At 65.6% G+C, this 18,826-nt stretch carries 18 protein-coding genes; 9 read left to right on the top strand and 9 right to left on the bottom strand.

The genetic code is table 11. From position 1 onward, the window contains the following. The first annotated feature begins 9 nt into the window (after positions 1–9). Complete coding sequence (locus ACQY8M_RS34310) at positions 10–1,659, top strand: hypothetical protein (RefSeq protein ID WP_428665999.1); 1,650 nt, start codon at positions 10–12, stop codon at positions 1,657–1,659. Between the two features lie 178 nt (positions 1,660–1,837). Beyond that, on the top strand, positions 1,838–3,175 hold the full coding sequence (locus ACQY8M_RS34305; protein WP_428665996.1) for an ABC transporter substrate-binding protein: 1,338 nt from the start codon (positions 1,838–1,840) through the stop codon (positions 3,173–3,175). 157 nt (positions 3,176–3,332) lie between these two features. Here the strand turns inward: ACQY8M_RS34305 and ACQY8M_RS34300 are convergent, their stop codons facing one another. Further along, positions 3,333–3,506 (bottom strand): hypothetical protein, encoded by a 174-nt coding sequence (locus ACQY8M_RS34300; RefSeq protein WP_428665994.1) that lies wholly within the window; start codon positions 3,504–3,506, stop codon positions 3,333–3,335. 30 nt (positions 3,507–3,536) lie between these two features. Further along, positions 3,537–3,773 (bottom strand): tripartite tricarboxylate transporter substrate-binding protein, encoded by a 237-nt coding sequence (locus ACQY8M_RS34295; protein WP_428675574.1) that lies wholly within the window; start codon positions 3,771–3,773, stop codon positions 3,537–3,539. 135 nt (positions 3,774–3,908) lie between these two features. Between ACQY8M_RS34295 and ACQY8M_RS34290 the strand changes: the two genes are divergently transcribed. Then, on the top strand, positions 3,909–4,670 hold the full coding sequence (locus tag ACQY8M_RS34290) for a hypothetical protein (RefSeq protein WP_428665992.1): 762 nt from the start codon (positions 3,909–3,911) through the stop codon (positions 4,668–4,670). A 120-nt stretch (positions 4,671–4,790) separates the two neighbouring features. Here the strand turns inward: ACQY8M_RS34290 and ACQY8M_RS34285 are convergent, their stop codons facing one another. From ACQY8M_RS34285 to ACQY8M_RS34270, 4 genes are all read right to left on the bottom strand, one after another. Further along, positions 4,791–5,264 (bottom strand): DUF2019 domain-containing protein, encoded by a 474-nt coding sequence (locus ACQY8M_RS34285; RefSeq protein WP_428665989.1) that lies wholly within the window; start codon positions 5,262–5,264, stop codon positions 4,791–4,793. 62 nt (positions 5,265–5,326) lie between these two features. Next, a complete protein-coding gene (gene pobA / locus ACQY8M_RS34280; protein ID WP_428665987.1) occupies positions 5,327–6,508 on the bottom strand; it encodes a 4-hydroxybenzoate 3-monooxygenase in 1,182 nt (393 codons plus the stop codon). 150 nt (positions 6,509–6,658) lie between these two features. Continuing rightward, positions 6,659–7,789 carry an LLM class flavin-dependent oxidoreductase gene (locus ACQY8M_RS34275; RefSeq protein ID WP_428665984.1) on the bottom strand — a complete coding sequence of 377 codons (1,131 nt, stop codon included), beginning with the start codon at positions 7,787–7,789 and terminating at the stop codon, positions 6,659–6,661. A 108-nt stretch (positions 7,790–7,897) separates the two neighbouring features. Beyond that, a complete protein-coding gene (locus ACQY8M_RS34270; RefSeq protein ID WP_428665982.1) occupies positions 7,898–9,763 on the bottom strand; it encodes a dihydroxy-acid dehydratase in 1,866 nt (621 codons plus the stop codon). Positions 9,764–9,903: 140 nt separating this feature from the next. Here ACQY8M_RS34270 and ACQY8M_RS34265 point away from each other — a divergent pair, with 140 nt between their 5' ends. Continuing rightward, complete coding sequence (locus tag ACQY8M_RS34265; RefSeq protein ID WP_428665979.1) at positions 9,904–11,352, top strand: 4-hydroxyphenylacetate 3-hydroxylase family protein; 1,449 nt, start codon at positions 9,904–9,906, stop codon at positions 11,350–11,352. Here ACQY8M_RS34265 and ACQY8M_RS34260 read toward each other — a convergent pair whose 3' ends face one another. Together ACQY8M_RS34260 and ACQY8M_RS34255 are read right to left on the bottom strand one after the other, a co-directional pair. Next, entirely contained in the window at positions 11,353–12,219 is an 867-nt protein-coding gene (locus ACQY8M_RS34260; protein WP_428665976.1) for a TauD/TfdA dioxygenase family protein, read from the bottom strand. Positions 12,220–12,424: 205 nt separating this feature from the next. Continuing rightward, on the bottom strand, positions 12,425–13,516 hold the full coding sequence (locus ACQY8M_RS34255) for an AI-2E family transporter (protein ID WP_428665973.1): 1,092 nt from the start codon (positions 13,514–13,516) through the stop codon (positions 12,425–12,427). 25 nt (positions 13,517–13,541) lie between these two features. On the opposite strand from ACQY8M_RS34255, the gene ACQY8M_RS34250 reads away from it, so the two are divergent. Then, positions 13,542–13,712, top strand: coding sequence for a hypothetical protein (locus ACQY8M_RS34250; RefSeq protein WP_428665970.1), 171 nt, complete (start codon positions 13,542–13,544; stop codon positions 13,710–13,712). Positions 13,713–13,783: 71 nt separating this feature from the next. Then, a complete protein-coding gene (cls, locus tag ACQY8M_RS34245; RefSeq protein WP_428665967.1) occupies positions 13,784–15,247 on the top strand; it encodes a cardiolipin synthase in 1,464 nt (487 codons plus the stop codon). A gap of 25 nt (positions 15,248–15,272) precedes the next feature. Here the strand turns inward: cls and ACQY8M_RS34240 are convergent, their stop codons facing one another. Next, positions 15,273–16,034 (bottom strand): alpha/beta fold hydrolase, encoded by a 762-nt coding sequence (locus ACQY8M_RS34240; protein WP_428665964.1) that lies wholly within the window; start codon positions 16,032–16,034, stop codon positions 15,273–15,275. Positions 16,035–16,168: 134 nt separating this feature from the next. Between ACQY8M_RS34240 and ACQY8M_RS34235 the strand changes: the two genes are divergently transcribed. The 3 genes from ACQY8M_RS34235 to ACQY8M_RS34225 all read left to right on the top strand — a co-directional run bounded on the left by ACQY8M_RS34235 (position 16,169) and on the right by ACQY8M_RS34225 (position 18,723). Beyond that, complete coding sequence (locus tag ACQY8M_RS34235) at positions 16,169–17,143, top strand: Bug family tripartite tricarboxylate transporter substrate binding protein (protein WP_428665962.1); 975 nt, start codon at positions 16,169–16,171, stop codon at positions 17,141–17,143. Positions 17,144–17,405: 262 nt separating this feature from the next. After that, positions 17,406–17,678: a HigA family addiction module antitoxin gene (locus ACQY8M_RS34230; RefSeq protein WP_428665959.1), complete on the top strand. Its 273-nt coding sequence runs from the start codon at positions 17,406–17,408 to the stop codon at positions 17,676–17,678. 37 nt (positions 17,679–17,715) lie between these two features. Beyond that, complete coding sequence (locus ACQY8M_RS34225; RefSeq protein WP_428665956.1) at positions 17,716–18,723, top strand: alpha/beta fold hydrolase; 1,008 nt, start codon at positions 17,716–17,718, stop codon at positions 18,721–18,723. Positions 18,724–18,826: the final 103 nt, after the last annotated feature.

The raw sequence follows: 18,826 nt of genomic DNA, 5'->3' as shown, positions 1-18,826 counted from the left end.
GGACGACGCATGGATTACTACAATCTTGGCTCCTACTCGCGCCCGGTGACGACGACGTCGGCCGAGGCGCAGCTCTGGTTCGACCGCGGCTTGAATTGGCTGTTCGGCTTCAACCATGGCGAGGCGATCAAATGCTTCGCCAAGGCGGTCGAGCACGATCCTGCCTGCGCGATGGCCCATTGGGGCATCGCCTATGCCGCGGGCCCGAACTACAACCTGCCGTGGGACCGCTATGACCCCGACGGCAAGGCAAAGGCGCTGGCTGCCTCCTACGATGCCATGAGCGCGGCGCTGGCCGTCGCCGACCGTGCCACGCCGGTCGAGCAGGCGTTCATCAGGGCCCTGCCGGCGCGCTATCCGCAACGCACGCCGATCGACGACCAGTCGGAGTGGGACAAGGCCTTCACCCGCGAGATGCGCAAAGTGTTCGCCCGCTTCCCCGACGATCTCGAGGCCGCGGGCGTCTTCATCGAAGCGATCATGGACGAGACGCCGTGGCAGATGTGGAACATCGACACCGGCGGCGTTCCCGAGGGCGCCGGCACCCGCGAGGCGCTGGCGCTGTTCGACATGCTGTTCGCCGACAGGCCGCGGGCCTGGGACCATCCCGGCCTGCTGCATCTCTACGTCCACCTGATGGAGATGTCCCCGTTCCCGCAGCGCGCCCTGCGGCAGGGAGACCGGCTGCGCGAGCTGGTGCCCGACTCCGGCCACCTGGTCCACATGCCGACCCATATCGACGTGCTGTGCGGCAACTATCGCGATGTCGTGGTCTACAACCAGAAGGCCGTCGTGGTCGATCGCAAGTTCCTCGCGCGCGAGGGGGCGATGAACGTCTATGCGCTGTACCGCACGCACAACCATCATTTCATCATCTATGGCGCGATGTTCCTCGGCCAGTTCGAGCCCGCGATGAAAGCGGCGGAAGAGCTGATCGCCACCACTCCCGATGCGCTGCTGCGCATCCCGTCGCCGCCGATGGCCGATTTCATCGAAGGCTACATCTCGATGAAGCAGCACGTGCTGGTGCGCTTCGGCAAGTGGCGCGAGATCATCGCCCAGGAGCTGCCCGCCGACCGCGATGTCTACTGCTCGACGACGGCGATGATGCTCTATGCCAAGGGCCTGGCACATTCGGTGCTGGGCGAGATTCCCGAGGCCGAGGCGGCACGGGCCGCCTTCCTCGAGGCCAAGGCGCGTGTGCCCAAGTCGCGGTTGGTGCACAACAACACCGTCGTCAGCCTGCTCGATATTGCCGAGCAGATGCTGAACGGCGAGCTCGAGTATCGCCGCGGCAACTTCGATGTGGCCTTCGCCCATCTGCGGCGCTCCGTCGAGCTCGAGGACGCGCTGCCCTACGACGAGCCGTGGGGCTGGATGCAGCCGACGCGACATGCGCTGGGCGCGCTGCTGCTGGAGCAGGGCCGGCTCGCCGAGGCCGAGGCGGTCTATCGCGCCGATCTTGGCTTCGACAAGAGCGTCAGTCGGGCGTGCTGGCATCCCGACAATGTCTGGAGCCTGCACGGCCTGCACGAATGCCTGACGCGCCGCGGGGAGACCCTCGAGGCGCCGCTGATCAAGGCGCGGCTCGATCTCGCACAGGCGCGTGCCGACACGCCGGTGCGCGCCTCCTGCCTCTGCCGGCGCCAGGCGGCCTGATTGTCGCGGCCGCGGCGGCGCGCTGGCGTCGCCGCAAACCTTGGAATAGGGTGGCGATGCTGTAAGTGCGTCCGGGGCCGCTCTTGCCATCGTTGCTGGCAGGACCGCCCCGCATAACGATCAAAAAAACCGTAAGCGTCAGTCGCGTGCGCAAGCGTTCCTTCAGGGAGGACGATTCATGCCGCAAACTAGCGTTGTTACGCGTCGTCGAGTCGTGGCCGGAGGCACCGCCCTCGGCCTGGTCGCTGCGCCCTTCGTGCGCAGCGCACATGCAGCCGGTAGCCTGACCATCGGGCTTTGGGACCACTGGGTCCCCGGCGCCAACGATGTCCAGTCCGCCATCATCAAGGAGTGGGCCGATCGCGAGAAGGTCGACGTCAAGGTCGACTACATCACCAGCCAGGGCAACAAGCTGCTGCTTACCCTGGCAGTCGAAGCGCAGGCGCGCTCCGGTCACGACATCATGGAGTTCACCAACTGGGAATCGGCGCAGTACAACCAGGCGCTCGAACCGGTCGACGACGTCGTCAAGAATGTCGTGGCCAGGAACGGACCGATCGATCCGGCGGTCGAGTATCTCGGCAGGTACCAGGGCAAGTGGCTGGGTGTACCAATGACGCGCGGCACCCTGCTGCTCGGCTGCTGCACGCGCTTCGACCTCATGAAGCAGCATGCAGGCATCGACGTGCAGGCACTCTACCCGGCCGGCAAGCCGCCCAATGACGCGAGCTGGACCTGGGACGCCTTCCTTGCCGCAGCCGAGAAGTGCCAGAAGGCCGAAGCCGGCTTCGGCCTGCCGCTCGGCAACACGACCGACACAAACCAATGGATCGGCGCGCTTTTCCTGGCCTATGGCGCCCAGCTCATGGATGCCAAGGGCGACATCACGGTCAAGTCGGACGCCGTCCGCCAGGTGCTGGAGTACGGCAAGCGGCTTGCCGCCTTCTGTCCCGCCGACGCGCAGGCATGGGACGACGCGTCGAACAACAAGTGGCTGCTCGCCGGCAAGGGATCGCTGATCTTCAATCCGCCGAGCGCCTGGGCCGTCGCCAAGCGCGACGCGCCGCAGGTCGCGGAGAAGTGCTGGACCATCGGCTTCCCCAAGGGGCCGGCCGGCCGGTTCAACCCGATCCTGCCGCGCTTCTACGGCGTGTGGAACTTCTCGAAGAACAAGCCGGCGGCACGGAGCCTGCTCGAATTCCTCGCGATGCGGCAGAACGCTGAGAAGCAGGTCGCGGCGAGCCAGGGCTACGACATCCCGCCGTACCCGAGCTTCACCAACTTCAAGACCTGGGACGAGGAGGGGCCGCCCAAGGGCTCGATCTCGCACTATCCGATCAAGGGTGGCGATCAGGTGGCCGGCGTGGTCTGCTCGCCGGCGCCGCCGCTGATCGCCGCCCAGATCTGGGCGCAGGCGATCCAGGCGCAGATGGTCGTCCGCTACTCCAAGGGCGAGTCGCTGACCAAGGTGAGCGACTGGGCCGCAACGGAACTCGAGGGCTTCAAGCGGACCTGATCATAAATTCCTCCCCTCCGCGGAGTCCGCGAAGAGGAGGTGCCCGCGTAAGCGCGGGCGGAGGGGTCATAGGCAATGCGACTGGTGCTCATGACCCCTCCGTCAGCGTAAGACGCCGACACCTTCCCGCGCTTGCGCGCGGGGAGGAAGCGAACCCTCAACCCGGCTTCATGTTGGCGGCGCGAATTACCTTGGCCCACTTCGCGGTCTCTTCGGCGAGGGACGGCGTGAACGCCACGGGCGTCATCGCAATCGGCACGCCGCCGAAATCGAGGGCTCTTGCCTTCAGCGCCGGATTGGCCAGCGCCACGCCGATGGCCGGTCGGGACATGGTCGATCGACGACAGCAGGTTGTCGAACTTCACCTGCACCTGGCCGGCCAGCAGGTCGGCGAGCGCCAGCGGGGCGCACCGATGGGGCACGTGCTGAATGTCGACGCTGGCATCATCCTGAAAAGCTCGCCACTCACATGCGTGACGGAGCCGGTTCCGGCCGAGCCGAAGTTGATCTTTCCCGGATGCGCCCTGGCGTAGGCGATGAACTCGGTGCCGGTAGCCAGCGCCGGAGCGGCGAGGCCGCCCACGGCAAGGCGCTGCATCTGCCTGCGTGTAAGCCGCATTGGTTCCTCCCGTTGTGCCGACCGTAGCTTAGGGGGCGTGGCAGTGTCACTTCCGGCGCTTCGTGCTAGGCTGGAGACGCAAGCCCGGGACCCAGAGGCCGTAGGAGGAATGCCATGAACGATTTCGCCACCCTGTCACAGCGTGCCGACGCGTACGAAGAGAAGATGTCGCGCGAGCTCGATTACCATGTCGTGAAGTCGCGGCTGCACAGCCTCGCGGAAGGCGATCTGAGCGCCCCGCCGAGCGCGTCGTCTCTGATGAAGGGCAATCCGAACGCCCGCATGCTGATGATCGACGATCCGCGCCTTCCGGCGATGCCGGAGAAGCCAACCCTGGTCGACTTCTTCAAGCTGCGCTTCGGCCCCAGCATGCACCTGCTGCAGAGCGCTCGCCACGCGGTGAAGGGCGGCTTGCCCGAGAAGATGGTGCTGGCCTGCCTGCTGCACGACATCGCCGGCGTCGGTTTCATCCGTGGCGACCATGGCTATTGGGGCGCGCAGCTCGTCGAGCCCTATGTCGACGAGGAAGTGACCTGGGCGATCCGCGCCCATCAGGTGCTGCGCTTCTATGCCGACGAAGCCGCCGGTTACGAGTACCCGCAATCGTACGTCACGATGTTCGGCCCCGAGTATCGGCCCGACCCGTACATCGAGGAAGACTACAAGCGGATGCGCGCTCATAAATGGTACATGTACGGCCGTCAGATCACCGTGCACGACATCTACTCGTTCGATCCGAACGTGCATGTCGAGCTCGAGGAGTTCACCGACGTCATCGGCCGCAACTTCCGCCAGCCCGAGCAGGGATTGGGCTATGACAACAGCCCGGTCGCGCACATGTGGCGCGCGATGATCCGGCCGGCGAAGTATCTGTAGGTCTGCTGGGGCGCGCCACTCCGGTGGCGCGTCTTTTTTTGTCCGATCGCGAACTCGAAGACCATAGCGCATCTTTGGCCAAAGGTTCGTGTACTTGCACTTGCGGAGAACGCCGTCGCTTCACGGGAAGCTGAGCTCGCCCTTCTTCCAAAGCTTGAGTGTCATTCCTGCGTTGAAATTTTCTGGCCATGGTGCCGTTTTGGCGAGTTCCTCGAGAATGGGAATGCCGCGATCGGGATCGAATTCCAGCGCGTGGGCCGCCGTCCATAGCCGTATACCCAGATCCTCCTCGTCAAGCAGCGAAAGCAAAGCGCGTTGGGCCTCCAGGCCTCGCCGCCTAAGCTCGCGATAGATTGCAAAAACGATGGTCGCCTGCGGATTTCCTGTCCTCCAATCGCCCACGAGATTGGCCGCGTGATGCTTCTTCGCCGCGGATCCGTAGGCCTCGAGCAGTGCCTCGAGGGATGCCTTCCTGCGCCAGGCAGCGGACAGATTCGGATCTGTAACGCGCAGTCTCCGCATTTTCACCTCTTCGCGTTGCGTCGTGCTCGCTGCCAATAATACCCCGATATTCGAGAAATTATTATCTGACAAGCAACCCTCGATAGCATGGCGTATGGCTTAGCGGCGATTTCCATCAGCGAAAGAGACTTTGGTCAGAACGGCAGGCCGACGTAGTTCTCGGCAAGCACCGTCTGTGCGGCGCGCGAGCTGGCGAGGTAGTCGAGTTCGGCACGCTGCATCTGGGCTTCGAAGCTGGCCTCAGGATGAAGCCGGTGCAGCAGCATGGTCATCCACCACGAGAAGCGCTCGGCCTTCCACACGCGGGCGAGCGCGGTGACGCTGTAGGCGCGGAGAAGATCGTCGTTTCCCGTGGCGTAGTGCGCGGCCAGGGCGCGGCAGAGATAGTGCACGTCCGAGGCCGCGAGATTGAGTCCCTTGGCACCGGTCGGCGGAACGATGTGGGCGGCGTCGCCGGCGAGGAAAAGGCGACCGTGCTGCATCGGCGTCGAGACGAAGCTGCGCAGCGGCGCGATGCTCTTCTCGATCGCTGGGCCGGTCGTGACGTCCGGCGCTGTATCCGATCCGAGCCGCAGCTTCAGCTCGTCCCAGAGTCTTTCGTCGGGCCAGTCCTCGATCTTCTCGTCGAGCGCGCACTGGATGTAGTAGCGGCTGCGGGTCGGCGAGCGCATCGAGGCGAGGGCGAAGCCGCGCGGATGGCTGGCGTAGATCAGCTCGTCCGAGCATGGCGGCACGTCTGCCAGGATGCCAAGCCAGCCGAACAGATAGGTGCGCTCGAAGGTCTGGCCGAGCGATGTGGGCAGGGACGGCCGGCTCACCCCGTGGAAGCCGTCGCAGCCAGCAATGAAATCGCAGACCAGCTCGCGCTCGACGCCTGCCACCCGATAGCCGAGCCGCGGGCGATCGCTCTCGATGTCATGGATCTTGACGTCCGCTGCCTCCCAGACGATCGGACCATCCCCGGCGAGGCGCGCGGCGATCAGGTCCCGCGTCACCTCGGTCTGGCCGTAGACGGTGACGGTCTTGCCGGTCAGCTCGCGGAAGTCGATACGCAGGCGCCGGCCGTTGCCCGCAATCTCGACGCCATCGTGCACGAGCCCGTCGCGATGCAGCCGTTCGGCGACGCCGGCCTCTTCGAGCAGTCCGACCGTGCCCTGCTCGAGCACGCCAGCGCGAACGCGCGCTTCGACATAGTCGCGCGTGCGGGCTTCCACGATCACGCTGTCGATATCATGCAGCTTCAGCAGGCGGGCGAGCAGGAGCCCCGCCGGTCCGGCGCCGATGATTCCGACTTGAGTCCGTTCCTGCACAGCCACGGCATGCTTCTCCCTGCCCATGTTAGTTTCGGCAGTGTCATCCCGAGCGCAGCGAGGGATCTATGCTGATCGGTCTGGATCCCTCGCTGCGCTCGGGATGACACTGCGCGGACAGTAGACGGGTTCTGCTTTGGGCCAAGTCAATACCTGCTACTTCCGTAGCCCCGCCTGACGCAGCAGCGGCATCACCGCACTGTCGAAGTACTTCAGCTCCTCGTTGTAGTCGAGGAAGCCGAATACGACGCCGTCGATGCCGGCCGCCGACACTTCGGCCAGCTGGGCAGTGACCTGCTCGGGCGTGCCGATGATCGGGTTCGTTCCCCAGCCGGCGACGATCCGTTCGCGATGCTTGTCGATGCGGTCGTTGAACGACTGGCTCTCGATGCCCAGCACCTTCATGAGATTGCCCGCCGCGACCCAGTCGCCATGCTCGATGATGCTGCGATAGACTTGGCGCGCCTCGGCCTCGGTCTCGCGGCAGACGATCAGAGCCGAGGTGCAGACGCCGATGTCACGCCGATAGTCCGTGCGGGCCTTCGCGCGCATCCGGGCGGCGACGGCCCTGACCTGCTCGATGCTGTCGAAGCCCACGAAGCTGAAGTCGACCTCGCGGGCGGAGAATTCCGTGGCTGCGGTGGAATGGCCGGCGTTGATCAGGACGGGGTGGGGTTTCTGGACCGGCTTGGGATGGGCCTGGGCCTGCCTGATATGAAAGTCCGCCGTCTCGAAATCGAACGGTTCCTCCTCGGTCCACAGGCGTTTGACGATGGCGAGCCATTCGGCGCCGTAGCGGTAGCGGTCGTCGTGCGCACGCTGGCTGCCCTGGAACATCTCCATCTCGGGCGTGAACCAGCCCATCACCAGGTTGAGGGCGAAACGGCCGTTCGAAATGTGGTCGATCGTCGCCGCCTGCTTGGCGGCCACGATGGGGTGCACCGTCGGCACGTGCGAGGTCGCGGCGACCATGATGTTCCTGGTCGCCTGCGCCAGTCCCGCCGCCCAGGTGTAGGTCTCGAACGATTCGCCGTTGAAGTCGGTCGTGCCGCCGAAGCCGCGCCAGCGCGCGACGGGCAGGGCGAGTTCGAAGCCCATGGCGTCGGCGCGCTTCACGATCTCGGAGGTGTGCTCCCAGGTCACCTTGTAGGTGGTGGGCGCGTGGCTGATGTTGAGGCCGTAGCTGCAGTTGATGCCGAACACGCCGAGTTTGAGCTTCTGGCCGTTGTACAGCGGCACGTGCGCGCGGCGGTACTCCGCCAGGGCGATCGCTTCGGCCTTCGTCATATCAGCTCTCCCGAGGGATCGCGTTGCTGGGAGCGCGGCTCTCCAGAGCCGCTCATGGGATGGGGCAATCCGAAGAAGAGCGGCTCTGGAGAGCCGCGCTCCCAGCGTTCAGAACGTCTTGTTCGCGGCGGGCCGGTGCTTGTTGCGCAGCACGAAGCCGGAGCGGTCCGCCGTGCGCGGATTGCGCACCCAGACCTCGCGGTTGGGATGCAGCCCGCCGCCGCGCGTTGCCGGCACGGCGCTGAGCCGCGCGCGGCGCAGCAGCCGCGTGTCGGCGATGCCGCAATTGGGATGGATGCCGCCGTTGTCGGCGACCGCCTTGTCCCAGGCCGCCTGCCGTTTGGCGCGGATGGCTGGATCCGAGAGGGCTGTGCAGTTCAGCTCGTCGGTGTTGAGGTCGGCCACGATCTCGTCGCCTTCCTCGATCAGCGCGATCGGCCCGCCAAGGGCCGCTTCCGGACCGACATGGCCGATCACCAGCCCGACCGAGCCGCCCGAGAAGCGCGCATCGGTCATCAGCGCCACGACGATGCCGCGCTCGCGACAGAGCGTCGTGATGCGCGAGGTTGGGTCGAGCATTTCCGGCATGCCCGGCGCGCCGCTCGGGCCTTCGTAGCGCACGATGATCATGTCGTGGTTCTGGAAGGTCTCCGGCTTCTGGTCGAGGGCGTCGAGCAGGCCCTGCTCGCCCTCGAACACGCGTGCGCGGCCGCGGAACAGGTTATTTTCCAGCCCGCCCTCGACACCGGCGAGCTTGAGGATCGCCGAGAAGTCGGGCGACAGGTTGCCGCCCAGCACGCGCAGGCCGCCGGTCGGCTTGTACGGCTTCTCGACGGAATAGACGACCTTGCCGTCGGCCCGCTTCGCGCCGAGACGCTGGACTTGCGCGCCGAGCGTTTCGCCGGTGCAGGTGAGCATGTCGCCATTGAGCAGTCCCGCGTCGAGCAGCTCGCGCACGATGACCTGCACGCCGCCGACATTGTCGATGTCGACCATCGAGTATTTGCCGTAGGGCCGCGCGTCGGTGAGCACCGGCACGATGTGTTGCGAGAGGTAGTTGAACTCCTCCGGCGTCATGATCTCCTTCCAGAAATCGCCGTAGCCCGCGGCGCGGGCAATCTCCGGCGCGTGCAGCGTCACGTTGGTCGAGCCGCCGATCGCCATTGCCACGATCACCGCGTTGCGCAGCGAATCGCGCACCACGATGTCGCGCGGCTTGATATCCTTCTCCATCAGGTTCGCGAGATGGTCGACCAGCTCAGCCGCGAACGGCCCGACGCGGCGCGGATCGTCGGACGGCGGCGCAACCATGTGCAGCGGCTGCATGCCGACCACACCGATGAAGGTCTGCATGGTGTTGTAGGTGAACATGCCGCCGCAGCTGCCGTATCCGGGGCAGGCGTGGCAGGCGATGTGGTGGCGATACTCGGGGTCGGGATGGCCGGCGACCTGGTAGGCGCTCACGAGATCGATCGTTTCGCCGGTCTTCGGGTCCGTGCCGGGGTGGATCGGCCCGTCCGACATGATGATCGAGGGGCGGTTGTGCTCGAGCAGCGCGGCGAGGGTGCCGACCGGCGGCTTGTCGCAGGCGACGACGGCGATCGTGCCGGCAAGGCCCGTGGCGCTCAGATGCTCGCACAGGGCATCGTTGGTCACCTCGCGGCCGATCAGCGAATAGCGCATCTCGCGCGTGCCGTTGCGGATGCCGTCAGAGGTCGCGATCGTGTACTCGGGTTGGACCAGACGCAGCTTGAGCTGGCCCTGTCCCTGGCCGATGCGGCCCTTGAGCTGGGCGTGGATCGCCTCGACCTTGGCCATGACGCCCAGATAGCACTGGCTGTCGCCCTTGGTGCCGACGACGCCGACCGACGGCTCGTGGATCAGGTCGGGATCGGTGCCGATCGCACGCGCCAGTCCGATCGACTGGGTGGAGCGGCCGGGATGGCGATCGATGAGAACGGTTGTCGGTTTCATTGGGCGGATTCCGTCGGCTGGTTGGCGCCCCGGGTTTTAGGGGAGCAGACCGGCCGTGACCAGCCCGGCGCGGGGAATGCTGCTACAAGTGTTTTCTCCCCGCGCTACGCGCAGGGAGAAAAAGGAGCGGAGGAGACGGCATGGGGGCACGGACGGGGGCGGAGTTTCTCGAGGGACTGCGCAGGACGAAGCGCGAGATCTGGGTCGACGGAGAGCGGATCGGGGACGTGACGGCGCATCCCAGGCTGCGCGGCGGCGCGGCGAGCCTCGCGGCAATCTTCGACCGGCAGCACGAATTCGCCGGCGACTGCCTGTTCGCCGACCCCGAGAACGGCGCGCCCACCAACGTCAGCCACATGATGCCGCGCTCGCGCGACGACCTCCTGCGGCGCCATGCCGGCCTGGTCCGGCTGTCGGAGGGCTCCATGGGCATCATGGGCCGCACCCCCGACTACATGAACATGAAGTTCGCAGCTTTCGCCTCGGCACCCGAGGTGTGGGCCGGTGCCGACGGGCGCAACGAGCGCGGCGCGCGCAACGTCGTCGCGTTCCAGCGCCGGATTGCGCGGGACGACATCTCGCTGACGCACACGATCATCCAGCCGACCGTCGACAAGCGGACCGATGCGCGGATCGTCGGCAACAAGGTCACCATCCGCAAGGTCGGTGAAACCGCCGACGGCATCGTCGTGCGCGGCGCCAGGGTGCTGGCGACGCTCGCGCCCTACGCCGACGAGACGGCGGTCTATCCGGGCCAACCGATTCCACCGGACGCCAAGGACTATGCCGTGGCCTTCGCCCTCCCACTCGACACGCCGGGCCTGAAGTTCCTGTGCCGCGACTCGGCGGCGGCGCCGGGCGCCGATTCGTTCGACAAGCCGCTGTCGTCGCGCTTCGACGAGCAGGATGCCTTCTGCATCTTCGACGACGTCGTGGTGCCGTGGGATCGGCTGTTCATCGACGGCGACGTCGCGATCTACAACTCGATGCGCGCGACCGGCTACGCCATCCACATGACCACGCAATCGACCGTCCGCGCGCTCACCAAGCTGGAGTTCGCCTATGGCCTGGCGACGCGCATGGCGGAGCTGATCGGCGACCATTCACCCGCGACGACGGAGATGCTGGGCGAGCTCGCCTGCTACGTGCGCATGACCGCCAATGCGCTGGAGCTTTCGCTCGAGCAGGCGTCGGAGCGGGCCGACGGGGTGTGGTTCCCCAACGGTGTCGTGCTCGAGCCGATGCGCTCGATGCTGCCGGTCTGGATGCCGCGGGTGGCCGAGATCATCACGCTGATCGGCAGCCACAACCTGCTGACGACGCCGAGCCGCGCCCAGCTCGACGATCCGGCGCTGCGGCCGCTGATCGACGAGATGCTGCACGGCGCCGACGGCGCGACCGCCGATGCCCGCGCCGCGGTGTTCCGCATGGCCTGGGACTTCGTCGGCTCGACGCTGGGCGGCCGCGGCTTCCTCTACGAGCGCTTCTATCTGACCTCCGCCGCGCGCAACAAGCAGATGCTCCACACCCGCTTCTTCGACCGCGCCCGCTCGCAGGCACTGCTCGACGACATGCTGTCGCGCGCCTGACTAGGCAGCTTCCTCCAGGGTCGGACAGGCCCCGCTGACGCGGGTCTGGCGCATGTAGCGGCGGTGGCGGTCGGCGTCGTAGCCGCTTCCGGCGTGGAGGAGGCAGCGGTTGTCCCAGAGGACGACGTCGCCCGGTTGCCATGCGTGGTGATAGATATGCTCGGGCTGGATCGCCGCTTCGGTCAGCTCATCGATCAGGGCGCGGCCGGCCGCCGGGCTCATGCCCTCGATCTCCCGGACGTGGGAGCCGAGGAACAGGTTTTTCGCACCCGTCGCCGGATTGGTCCGGACCAGCCGCTGACGCACGGGCGGCAGCGAGGCCGCCAGCTCGGGCGATACGGCATCGGGGGCGACCTTCGAGCGCGAAAAGACGTAATCGTGGATCGCGATCAAGGGATCGAGCTCGGCCTTGCGCTCGGGCGGGAGGCGATCGTAGGCGGCACGCAGGGAGACGAACATCGTCTTGCCGCCCTCGGCCGGCGTTTCGTAGGCGCACATGATCGAGAGGAACGCCGGCACCGGTTTGAACGAGGCATCGGAGTGCCACATGTTGTTGCCAGTGAGGAAGATCGTCTTCTTGTGCGAGTTGCCCAGCACCGTGCCGTCCTGCTGGACGTTGCCGATGGTGCCGAAATACTCGGTCTTGCCGACACTGGTGTGGCTCGGCTCGGGGTTGCCCAATTGGCGCGTGAGGGCGAGCTGGCGGTCGTCGTCCATCGACTGATCGGGGAAGCAGACGAACGAATAGCGATCGATCGCAGCGTTGATCTCCCGGATCAGGTCTGCTGTGAGCGGCTTGCCGAGGTCGACGCCGCGGAGGCTGGCACCAAACTCGGGATGCAGCGTCTCGTATCGTATTTGGGACATGCCTCGCGAACCTCCAGGATGCTGTCGAGGAAGCAACTTGGCACGACCGTGTTCGACCGTGCCTGACGGACCAGGAGATACCGTCGGGCCCAAAGTAATCTCCGACGAAGCCGCAAGCTACCGCGCTGCGTCGCCCATCGGAATGGGCGAATTGATGAGCGTGAGCGCCCCTATTCAAGGCGACAGCCCGGAAGACCAAGTCCGGTTAATCCGGAGTCTCCTTAACCCAGCTCATAAACACCTGATAGGCCAACGCCAGCAGCGTCGCCCCAACGAACATTCCGACAATGCCTGTGGCTGCCATGCCGCCCAGCGCACCCACGAGGATTATTGGCATCGGTACGTCTACACCGCGGCCGAGCAACAGCGGTTTGAGAACGTTGTCCGCCATTCCGGCCACAAGCAGCAGGACCGTATAGACGATCGCCTCGACGCTGCCGTATCCGTCGTGGGTCCAGATGTAGGCGATCGCGGGAAGAGTGACGATCACTGCGGGCACTTGCGCAATGCCCAGCACCAGGACGATCGCCGCCACGGCGCCCGCCCACGGCACCCTTGCGAGAAGCAGGCACAAGCCGACGAGCAGGGCCTGGATGAGGGCAACGCCGACCACGCCCTGTGCGACCGCCCGGATTGTTGCGGCGGAAAGTGTCGTGAACTCTTCCCCGCGGCCCTTGCCGGCAATCCGCTCGAAGATGGCTCGGCAGCCGCGTATTCCTGCCTCGCCGAAGGCAACGATCACGCCCGCGAGAATGACAGCGGCCAGAAACCCGAGAATGGCGCCGGCAATGCTTGCGACAAAGCCCAGCCCCGCCACGGCCAGCTCGCCAATCTTGGGTTGCATGGTTTGAACCAGGCCAGGCAGGTCGCTGTGCGCACTGGACCATGTGCTATGGAGCTTCTTGCCGATCAGCGGCCAGCCAGCGACGTAGTCGGGCGGTGGCGGGATCTCGATCGTGTTCGATTGCATGCCCTTGATGAAATCCTGGAGCGTGTCGCCCAGCGAGCTCATCAGCACCGCCGTGGGCACGACGAAGAGCGAAATGGCCAGGATCACCAATAGCGTTGCGGAAATCCCCTGGCGCCCATTCAGTTTCGCGGCAATGGCCTGATGAGCGGGGTAGAGCGTCACAGCAAGGATCACTGCCCAGACTGTCAAGGTGAGAAATGGTGCGAACACCCGATAGCAAAGGATCACCAGCGCAAGGATGATCCCGGCGCGGATGAAGACGTCGAGAAGTCGTGAGGTGCGATGCCTCTCGATGCTCGGCCTTCCGGATGGATCGGTTGGGGTCATGCGCCAGCCTCCAGGTAGAGTCCTCGTGGGCATTCAAAACGGACGCACGCATGAATTTCGTCATTATGGCAGCCCGCTTGGCATTTGTCGCGGTGCACTGGGCATCCGCGAAGGCCAAATGACCTCGCGCGAGGTTCAGGTGGAGCATGCCAAGGAGGCGGGCAATTTCATGGTTCTGGATATTCGTCCGGTATAGGATTGGGCTCGGCTGTGGCGCGCGATCTGGAGCACGGCGGCTTCGCGCCGATCGCTGCGGGGCATTGACCGATGTACTTTCCTTTCGAATCCTCCGCCTTTGTAATGGTCGTGCACGTCGCGCTCGTGCTTGCCATTGGCGTGCGCGTGGTCATGCGCCGATCGGTCCGGGGTGTCGCGCTGTCGTGGCTGCTGCTGGTGGTGACGCTACCCGTGGCAGGTGCCGTGGTCTATCTGCTGATCGGCGAGCGCCGGATCGGGCGCCGGCGCACACACGCCATCACCACGCTGCGCACGGATTTCCGACAGATCGCAAGGGCCACCATTCCCACCGACTTCACGGCCGTCCCCTGGTCCGATCTTCCAGCGGCGGCACAGGCGATGGACCGTCTGGGCCGATCGATGATCGGCTTCGCGACGGTTCGCGGCAACAGCTTCGAAATGGTCACGGACACCCAGGCCATTCTCGCGAGGATTGTCCGCGACATCGATGCCGCAAGAACCAGCGTGTTGATGGAGTTCTATATCTGGAGCGACGGTGGGGCGGCGGACGATGTTGTCGACGCAGTCATTCGTGCGGCCGCGAGGGGCGTGCAGTGCCGTCTGTTGGTCGACGCTCTCGGGGCACGGCCGTGGTGGAAGGGGAGACAGCCGAAGCGCCTGCGCGACGCCGGCGTTCAACTGCGTTCGGCGCTTCCGACCGGGCTGTTCCGCACCCTGATCGGTCGTACCGATCTTCGCCTGCATCGCAAGATCGTGGTGATCGACGGCATGACGGCCTGGACAGGAAGCATGAACCTCGTCGATCCCCGCTACTTCAAGCAGGAGTCGGGCGTCGGAGAGTGGGTCGATGCGATGGTTCGCTTCCAGGGCGCGGTGGTCAATCCCCTTGCCGGAATCCTGGTCGGCGACTGGATTCTCGAGACCGGCGAGCCGTTGCACGAGCTGATTGCCGCCGCCGGCCTCGGACGGGCGCAGCCTCTGGGAACGGCGAATGTGCAGATCGTTCCGTCGGGTCCGGGCGAGTCGGAGGACGGCCTCCTGCAGATGATTCTGGGACTGATCAACGCGGCCCGGCATGAGCTGGTGCTGACGACGCCCTACCTGGTGCCTGACGATTCGATGATCCTCGCGCTGCGCGGTGCCGCCGGCCGCGGGGTGCAGGTGACGCTCATCGTCCCCGAAAAGGTCGACTCCTTCCTCACGCGCTACGCCAGCCGGTCCTACTACGACGACCTGCTCGATGCGGGCGTGGTGATTCAGCTCTATCGCGGCGGGCTGCTTCACACCAAGTCCATAGCCGTGGACGGGGCGATGTCGATGTTCGGCACCGTCAACCTCGATATGCGAAGCCTGTGGCTGAACTACGAGGTGGCGCTATTCATCTACCATCGCGAGTTCACCGAGACGTTGCGCACCCTGCAGAAGAGCTATGCGCTTCAATCGACGCAGCTCGATCCCACTGTCTGGGCCGGACGGCCCTTCAGGGAACGCCTGATCGAGAATACGCTGCGCCTGTTCAGTCCATTGCTGTAACGGCAGCCGGGAAAGGAGGCGCCGGCTACTCCGCGGCGCGGCGCATCGGAAGGTGCGATTTGTGGAAGGTGCGCACCTTGTTGATCGTGCGGGCCTTGAGCTCGGGCGGGTCGCGCCAAGGGAAGACCGTGATCTCGGCATTGGGCGCCAGCGACGCGACGTCGATCGATGTTTGCAGCGGATGCGATGACGTGTCGTCCGGCAGCACCAGGATCGGCGTCGGGCAGCTGGCGATGAATTCGCGCGACACGCTGTAGAGGAAATCGGGCTGCGCGCTCCAGAGGCTGTGCTGATATTTCTCGATCGTTTCCGTCGACACCTCGGGCCGTCGTTCCCGGAAACCCGGGAGCCAATTCTGCGCGCTGTGCCGGACCATGACGCCCGGGTCTTCGGGCCTGTCGCCTACGGTCTGGCAGAACACGGCGGCGACGACCCTTTCGGGCGCCCGCTGCAGCAGCTTGCCGGCGAAGCAGCCGCCGATGCAGAAGCCCATGAAGAGGAATTCGCGGATCCCGAGATGGTCCATCAGCCCGAGCTGGTCGTCGGCGAACGCGTCCCACGCGTTCTCGACCGGCACCGGACCGGTGGACTCGCCGCCATTGGCATTACGCTGGTCCATGGTGATGCAGCGGAAGTCGTGCTTGAACTCCTCCATCGCGTTGATGACGGCGTTCGGCCAGTTGCTGATCCTCGAGTTCAACCCGCCGCCAGGGATGACCAGCAGCGGGAAGCCGGAGCCAACCTCCTCATAGCGAATGCGAACGTCGCCTCTTTGATAGAACGGCATCGATATCTCCCTGACTCTCCATCGGAGCTTACGGGAGGACCGCGTTCATTTCGATCTCGACCTTTGCCTTCTGCTGGGCGAGACACTTGAATGCAGCGTGGCAGTCTCGACTGTGGCCCCATGGGAGGAATGAAATGCTCGACCGTCGCAGTGTGATCGCCGGTGTCGCCGGCTGGATGATCGTGCCGGCCGCCGCCGTGCGCGCGCAGGCGTGGCCCAGCCAGCCGGTGAAGCTCGTCGTGCCCTATGGGCCGGGCGGCGCGTCGGACGCGTTGGGCCGCGTGGTGGCGGAGAAGATGACGGCGCTGCTCGGCCAGCAGGTCATCGTCGAGAACAAGGCGGGCGGCAACACGATCATCGGCATGGACGCGGTGGCGAAAGCGAAGCCCGACGGGCACACGCTGCTGCTCGGCAGCACGACGATGGCGACCAATGTCGCACTGGGCTTCAAGCAGCCGTTCGACCCGCTGAAGGACTTCCAGACGATCTCCACGATCGCCGACATTCACGACCTGCTGGCGGTGAACAAGGACCTGCCGGTCAAGGACTACGCCTCGTTCGCCGCCTGGGTGAACGCCCAGCCGAACCCGGTGCGCTTCGCCTGCTCGGGCATCGGCAACCAGCCGCATCTGTGGGGCGAGCTGTTCCGCACGCGCAACAAGCTCCGGATGGAGGTCGTCGGCTACAAGGGCTCGGCCGACGCGCTGCGCGACGTGACCGCCGGCCACGTGCCGGTCTTCGTCGACGTCGTGATGCCGACCGGCAGCCACGTGAACCAGGGCCGCCTGACCGGCATCTGCATCGCCTCGCCCGAGCGCTCGCCGATCTGCCCGATGGTGCCGACGGTGGTCGAGCTCGGCATGCCGGACCTGGTCGGCGCCGCGTTCTATGGCCTCGTCGCGCCGGCCGGCGTGCCGGGCCCTATCGCCGAGCGCCTCAACGCCGTCTGCCTCGATATCGTGAAGGACGAGGCGGTGAAGAAGAAGCTCGCGGAGCTGGGCCTCGTCACCACCGGCAGCACGGCGGCGGCGTTCCTGGAGCGGGTGAAGGCCGAGACTGACCGGTGGAGCAGGGTGGTGAAGGAGAACGACATCAAGGTTGAGGGGTAGGTCGGCGCCTGACGCCCAGGCCGAGTTGGGTCAACATCTTCGACGCGCCGACAACTCGCTCCCGTCCGTCGTCTCGACCGCGGGGCGAAGCGCGGAGTGGAGAGACCTGTCGCCACAATCGATGACCTTCCGTGGAAAGAAGATTGCTCGTGTTTTGGTCGAAATAGCGAAATGGTGCGAGTGCGACGGCTTTGCGTAAGACAGAAGAGGAAGAAGCGTCGGAAGCCTATCTCGACGATCACCGCTATAGATGAGGCGGACCATGCTGACGACGAAGCGCAAGCCGGCCGGAATTGCCGAAATCCTGGTCGAGGAATTCATGCAGCCTCTTGGCCCCACCCAGGCCGCACTCGCGGCAGCGATGGATGTGCAGCGCAAGCTCGTGAACGAACTGTGCAACGGCAAACGTTTGGTCGCGGCCCCCACCGCGCTCATCCTCGACCGCGTATTCGGCAATACCCCGGACTTCTGGCTGAACGTGCAGCGGCGCAGTGATCTTTGGGGGGCCATGAACAGTCCCCGCGAGCGTGAGTGAATCAGGCGGGCTAAGCCCTTGTGGATCGCGGCCTGAGATGCCTTCCTGGCCGGTTCAGCACGAGGGCGACTTCGTGCTCAAGGACTACGTCTTCGAAAGCGGCGAGACGCTGCCCGAGCTCAAGCTGCACTACACCACAATCGGCACGCCGCACCGCAATGCCGCCAGCGAGATCGACAACGCCGTCCTGCTGCTGCACGGCACCAGCGGCACGGGCAAGAACTGGCTGCTGCCATCGCTCGCGGACGAGCTGTTCGGCGCGGGCCAGCCGCTCGATGCCTCGTGTTATTACATCGTCATGCCCGACGGCATCGGCTGCGGCGGCTCGAGCAAGCCGAGCGATGGCTTGCGCGCAAAGTTCCCGCATTACCGCTATCGCGACATCATCGCGTCGCAATACCGCCTGCTCACCGAGCACCTCTGCATCGGGCATCTGCGGCTGGTGCTCGGCAGCTCGATGGGCGGCATGCATTGCTGGATGTGGGGCGGGATGTATCCCGGCTTCATGGACGCGCTGGTGCCGATCGCCAGCCAGCCGGTCGAGATTTCCGGCCGCAACTGGATCTCGCGGCGCATCGCCATCGAGGCGATCCGCAACGATCCCGGCTGGAACGAGGGGAACTACACCACCAAGCCGACGCACTACATCCGCACCGCGCCGTTCGCCTCGCTGATGACCGAGAACGTCGTCCGCCTGCAGGAGATGGGCCGCACGCGCGAGGCGGCCGATGCGCTCTACCGGCAATGGGTCGCAAACGTCGCCAAGGGCGACGCCAACGACCAGCTCTACGCCACCGAGGCGGTGATGGACTACGATCCGGCGCCGCTGCTGGGCAAGATTACCGCGAAGCTGCTCGCCATCAACTTCGCCGACGACGCGGTCAATCCGGCCGAACTGGGCGTGGTCGAGCCGGCGATCCGGCAGATCCCGGGCGCGAAGTTCGTGCTGGTGCCGGCCAGCGCCGGGACGCACGGGCACTTCACGCATCTGCAGGCGGCGATCTGGAAGCCGCATCTCGCGGAGTTTCTCGCGACATTGGGATGAGCTTTTCGGCTGGGAGCGCGGCTCTCCAGAGCCGCTCTTGGGGTCGTGCAAACCGAAGGAAGAGCGGCTCTGGAGAGCCGCGCTCCCGGCAATCGGGCATGGG

This window comes from Reyranella sp. (genome assembly GCF_965279465.1).
Lineage (GTDB): Bacteria > Pseudomonadota > Alphaproteobacteria > Reyranellales > Reyranellaceae > Reyranella.
The sequence above is the reverse complement of the archived record's forward strand: the minus strand, read 5'-3'. Positions and strand labels throughout refer to the sequence as shown.

Excerpts from the sequence above, each read along its gene's own strand:
- ACQY8M_RS34240 (WP_428665964.1), bottom strand. The coding sequence starts at position 16,034 with ATGCCGTTCTATCAAAGAGGCGACGTTCGCATTCGCTATGAGGAGGTT.
- ACQY8M_RS34270 (WP_428665982.1), bottom strand. The coding sequence starts at position 9,763 with ATGAAACCGACAACCGTTCTCATCGATCGCCATCCCGGCCGCTCCACC.
- ACQY8M_RS34310 (WP_428665999.1), top strand. The coding sequence starts at position 10 with ATGGATTACTACAATCTTGGCTCCTACTCGCGCCCGGTGACGACGACG.
- ACQY8M_RS34225 (WP_428665956.1), top strand. The coding sequence starts at position 17,716 with ATGCCTTCCTGGCCGGTTCAGCACGAGGGCGACTTCGTGCTCAAGGAC.
- ACQY8M_RS34295 (WP_428675574.1), bottom strand. The coding sequence starts at position 3,773 with ATGCAGCGCCTTGCCGTGGGCGGCCTCGCCGCTCCGGCGCTGGCTACC.
- ACQY8M_RS34235 (WP_428665962.1), top strand. The coding sequence starts at position 16,169 with ATGCTCGACCGTCGCAGTGTGATCGCCGGTGTCGCCGGCTGGATGATC.
- cls (WP_428665967.1), top strand. The coding sequence starts at position 13,784 with ATGTACTTTCCTTTCGAATCCTCCGCCTTTGTAATGGTCGTGCACGTC.
- ACQY8M_RS34260 (WP_428665976.1), bottom strand. The coding sequence starts at position 12,219 with ATGTCCCAAATACGATACGAGACGCTGCATCCCGAGTTTGGTGCCAGC.
- ACQY8M_RS34255 (WP_428665973.1), bottom strand. The coding sequence starts at position 13,516 with ATGACCCCAACCGATCCATCCGGAAGGCCGAGCATCGAGAGGCATCGC.
- ACQY8M_RS34305 (WP_428665996.1), top strand. The coding sequence starts at position 1,838 with ATGCCGCAAACTAGCGTTGTTACGCGTCGTCGAGTCGTGGCCGGAGGC.
- ACQY8M_RS34290 (WP_428665992.1), top strand. The coding sequence starts at position 3,909 with ATGAACGATTTCGCCACCCTGTCACAGCGTGCCGACGCGTACGAAGAG.
- ACQY8M_RS34300 (WP_428665994.1), bottom strand. The coding sequence starts at position 3,506 with ATGTCCCGACCGGCCATCGGCGTGGCGCTGGCCAATCCGGCGCTGAAG.
- ACQY8M_RS34230 (WP_428665959.1), top strand. The coding sequence starts at position 17,406 with ATGCTGACGACGAAGCGCAAGCCGGCCGGAATTGCCGAAATCCTGGTC.
- ACQY8M_RS34275 (WP_428665984.1), bottom strand. The coding sequence starts at position 7,789 with ATGACGAAGGCCGAAGCGATCGCCCTGGCGGAGTACCGCCGCGCGCAC.
- ACQY8M_RS34265 (WP_428665979.1), top strand. The coding sequence starts at position 9,904 with ATGGGGGCACGGACGGGGGCGGAGTTTCTCGAGGGACTGCGCAGGACG.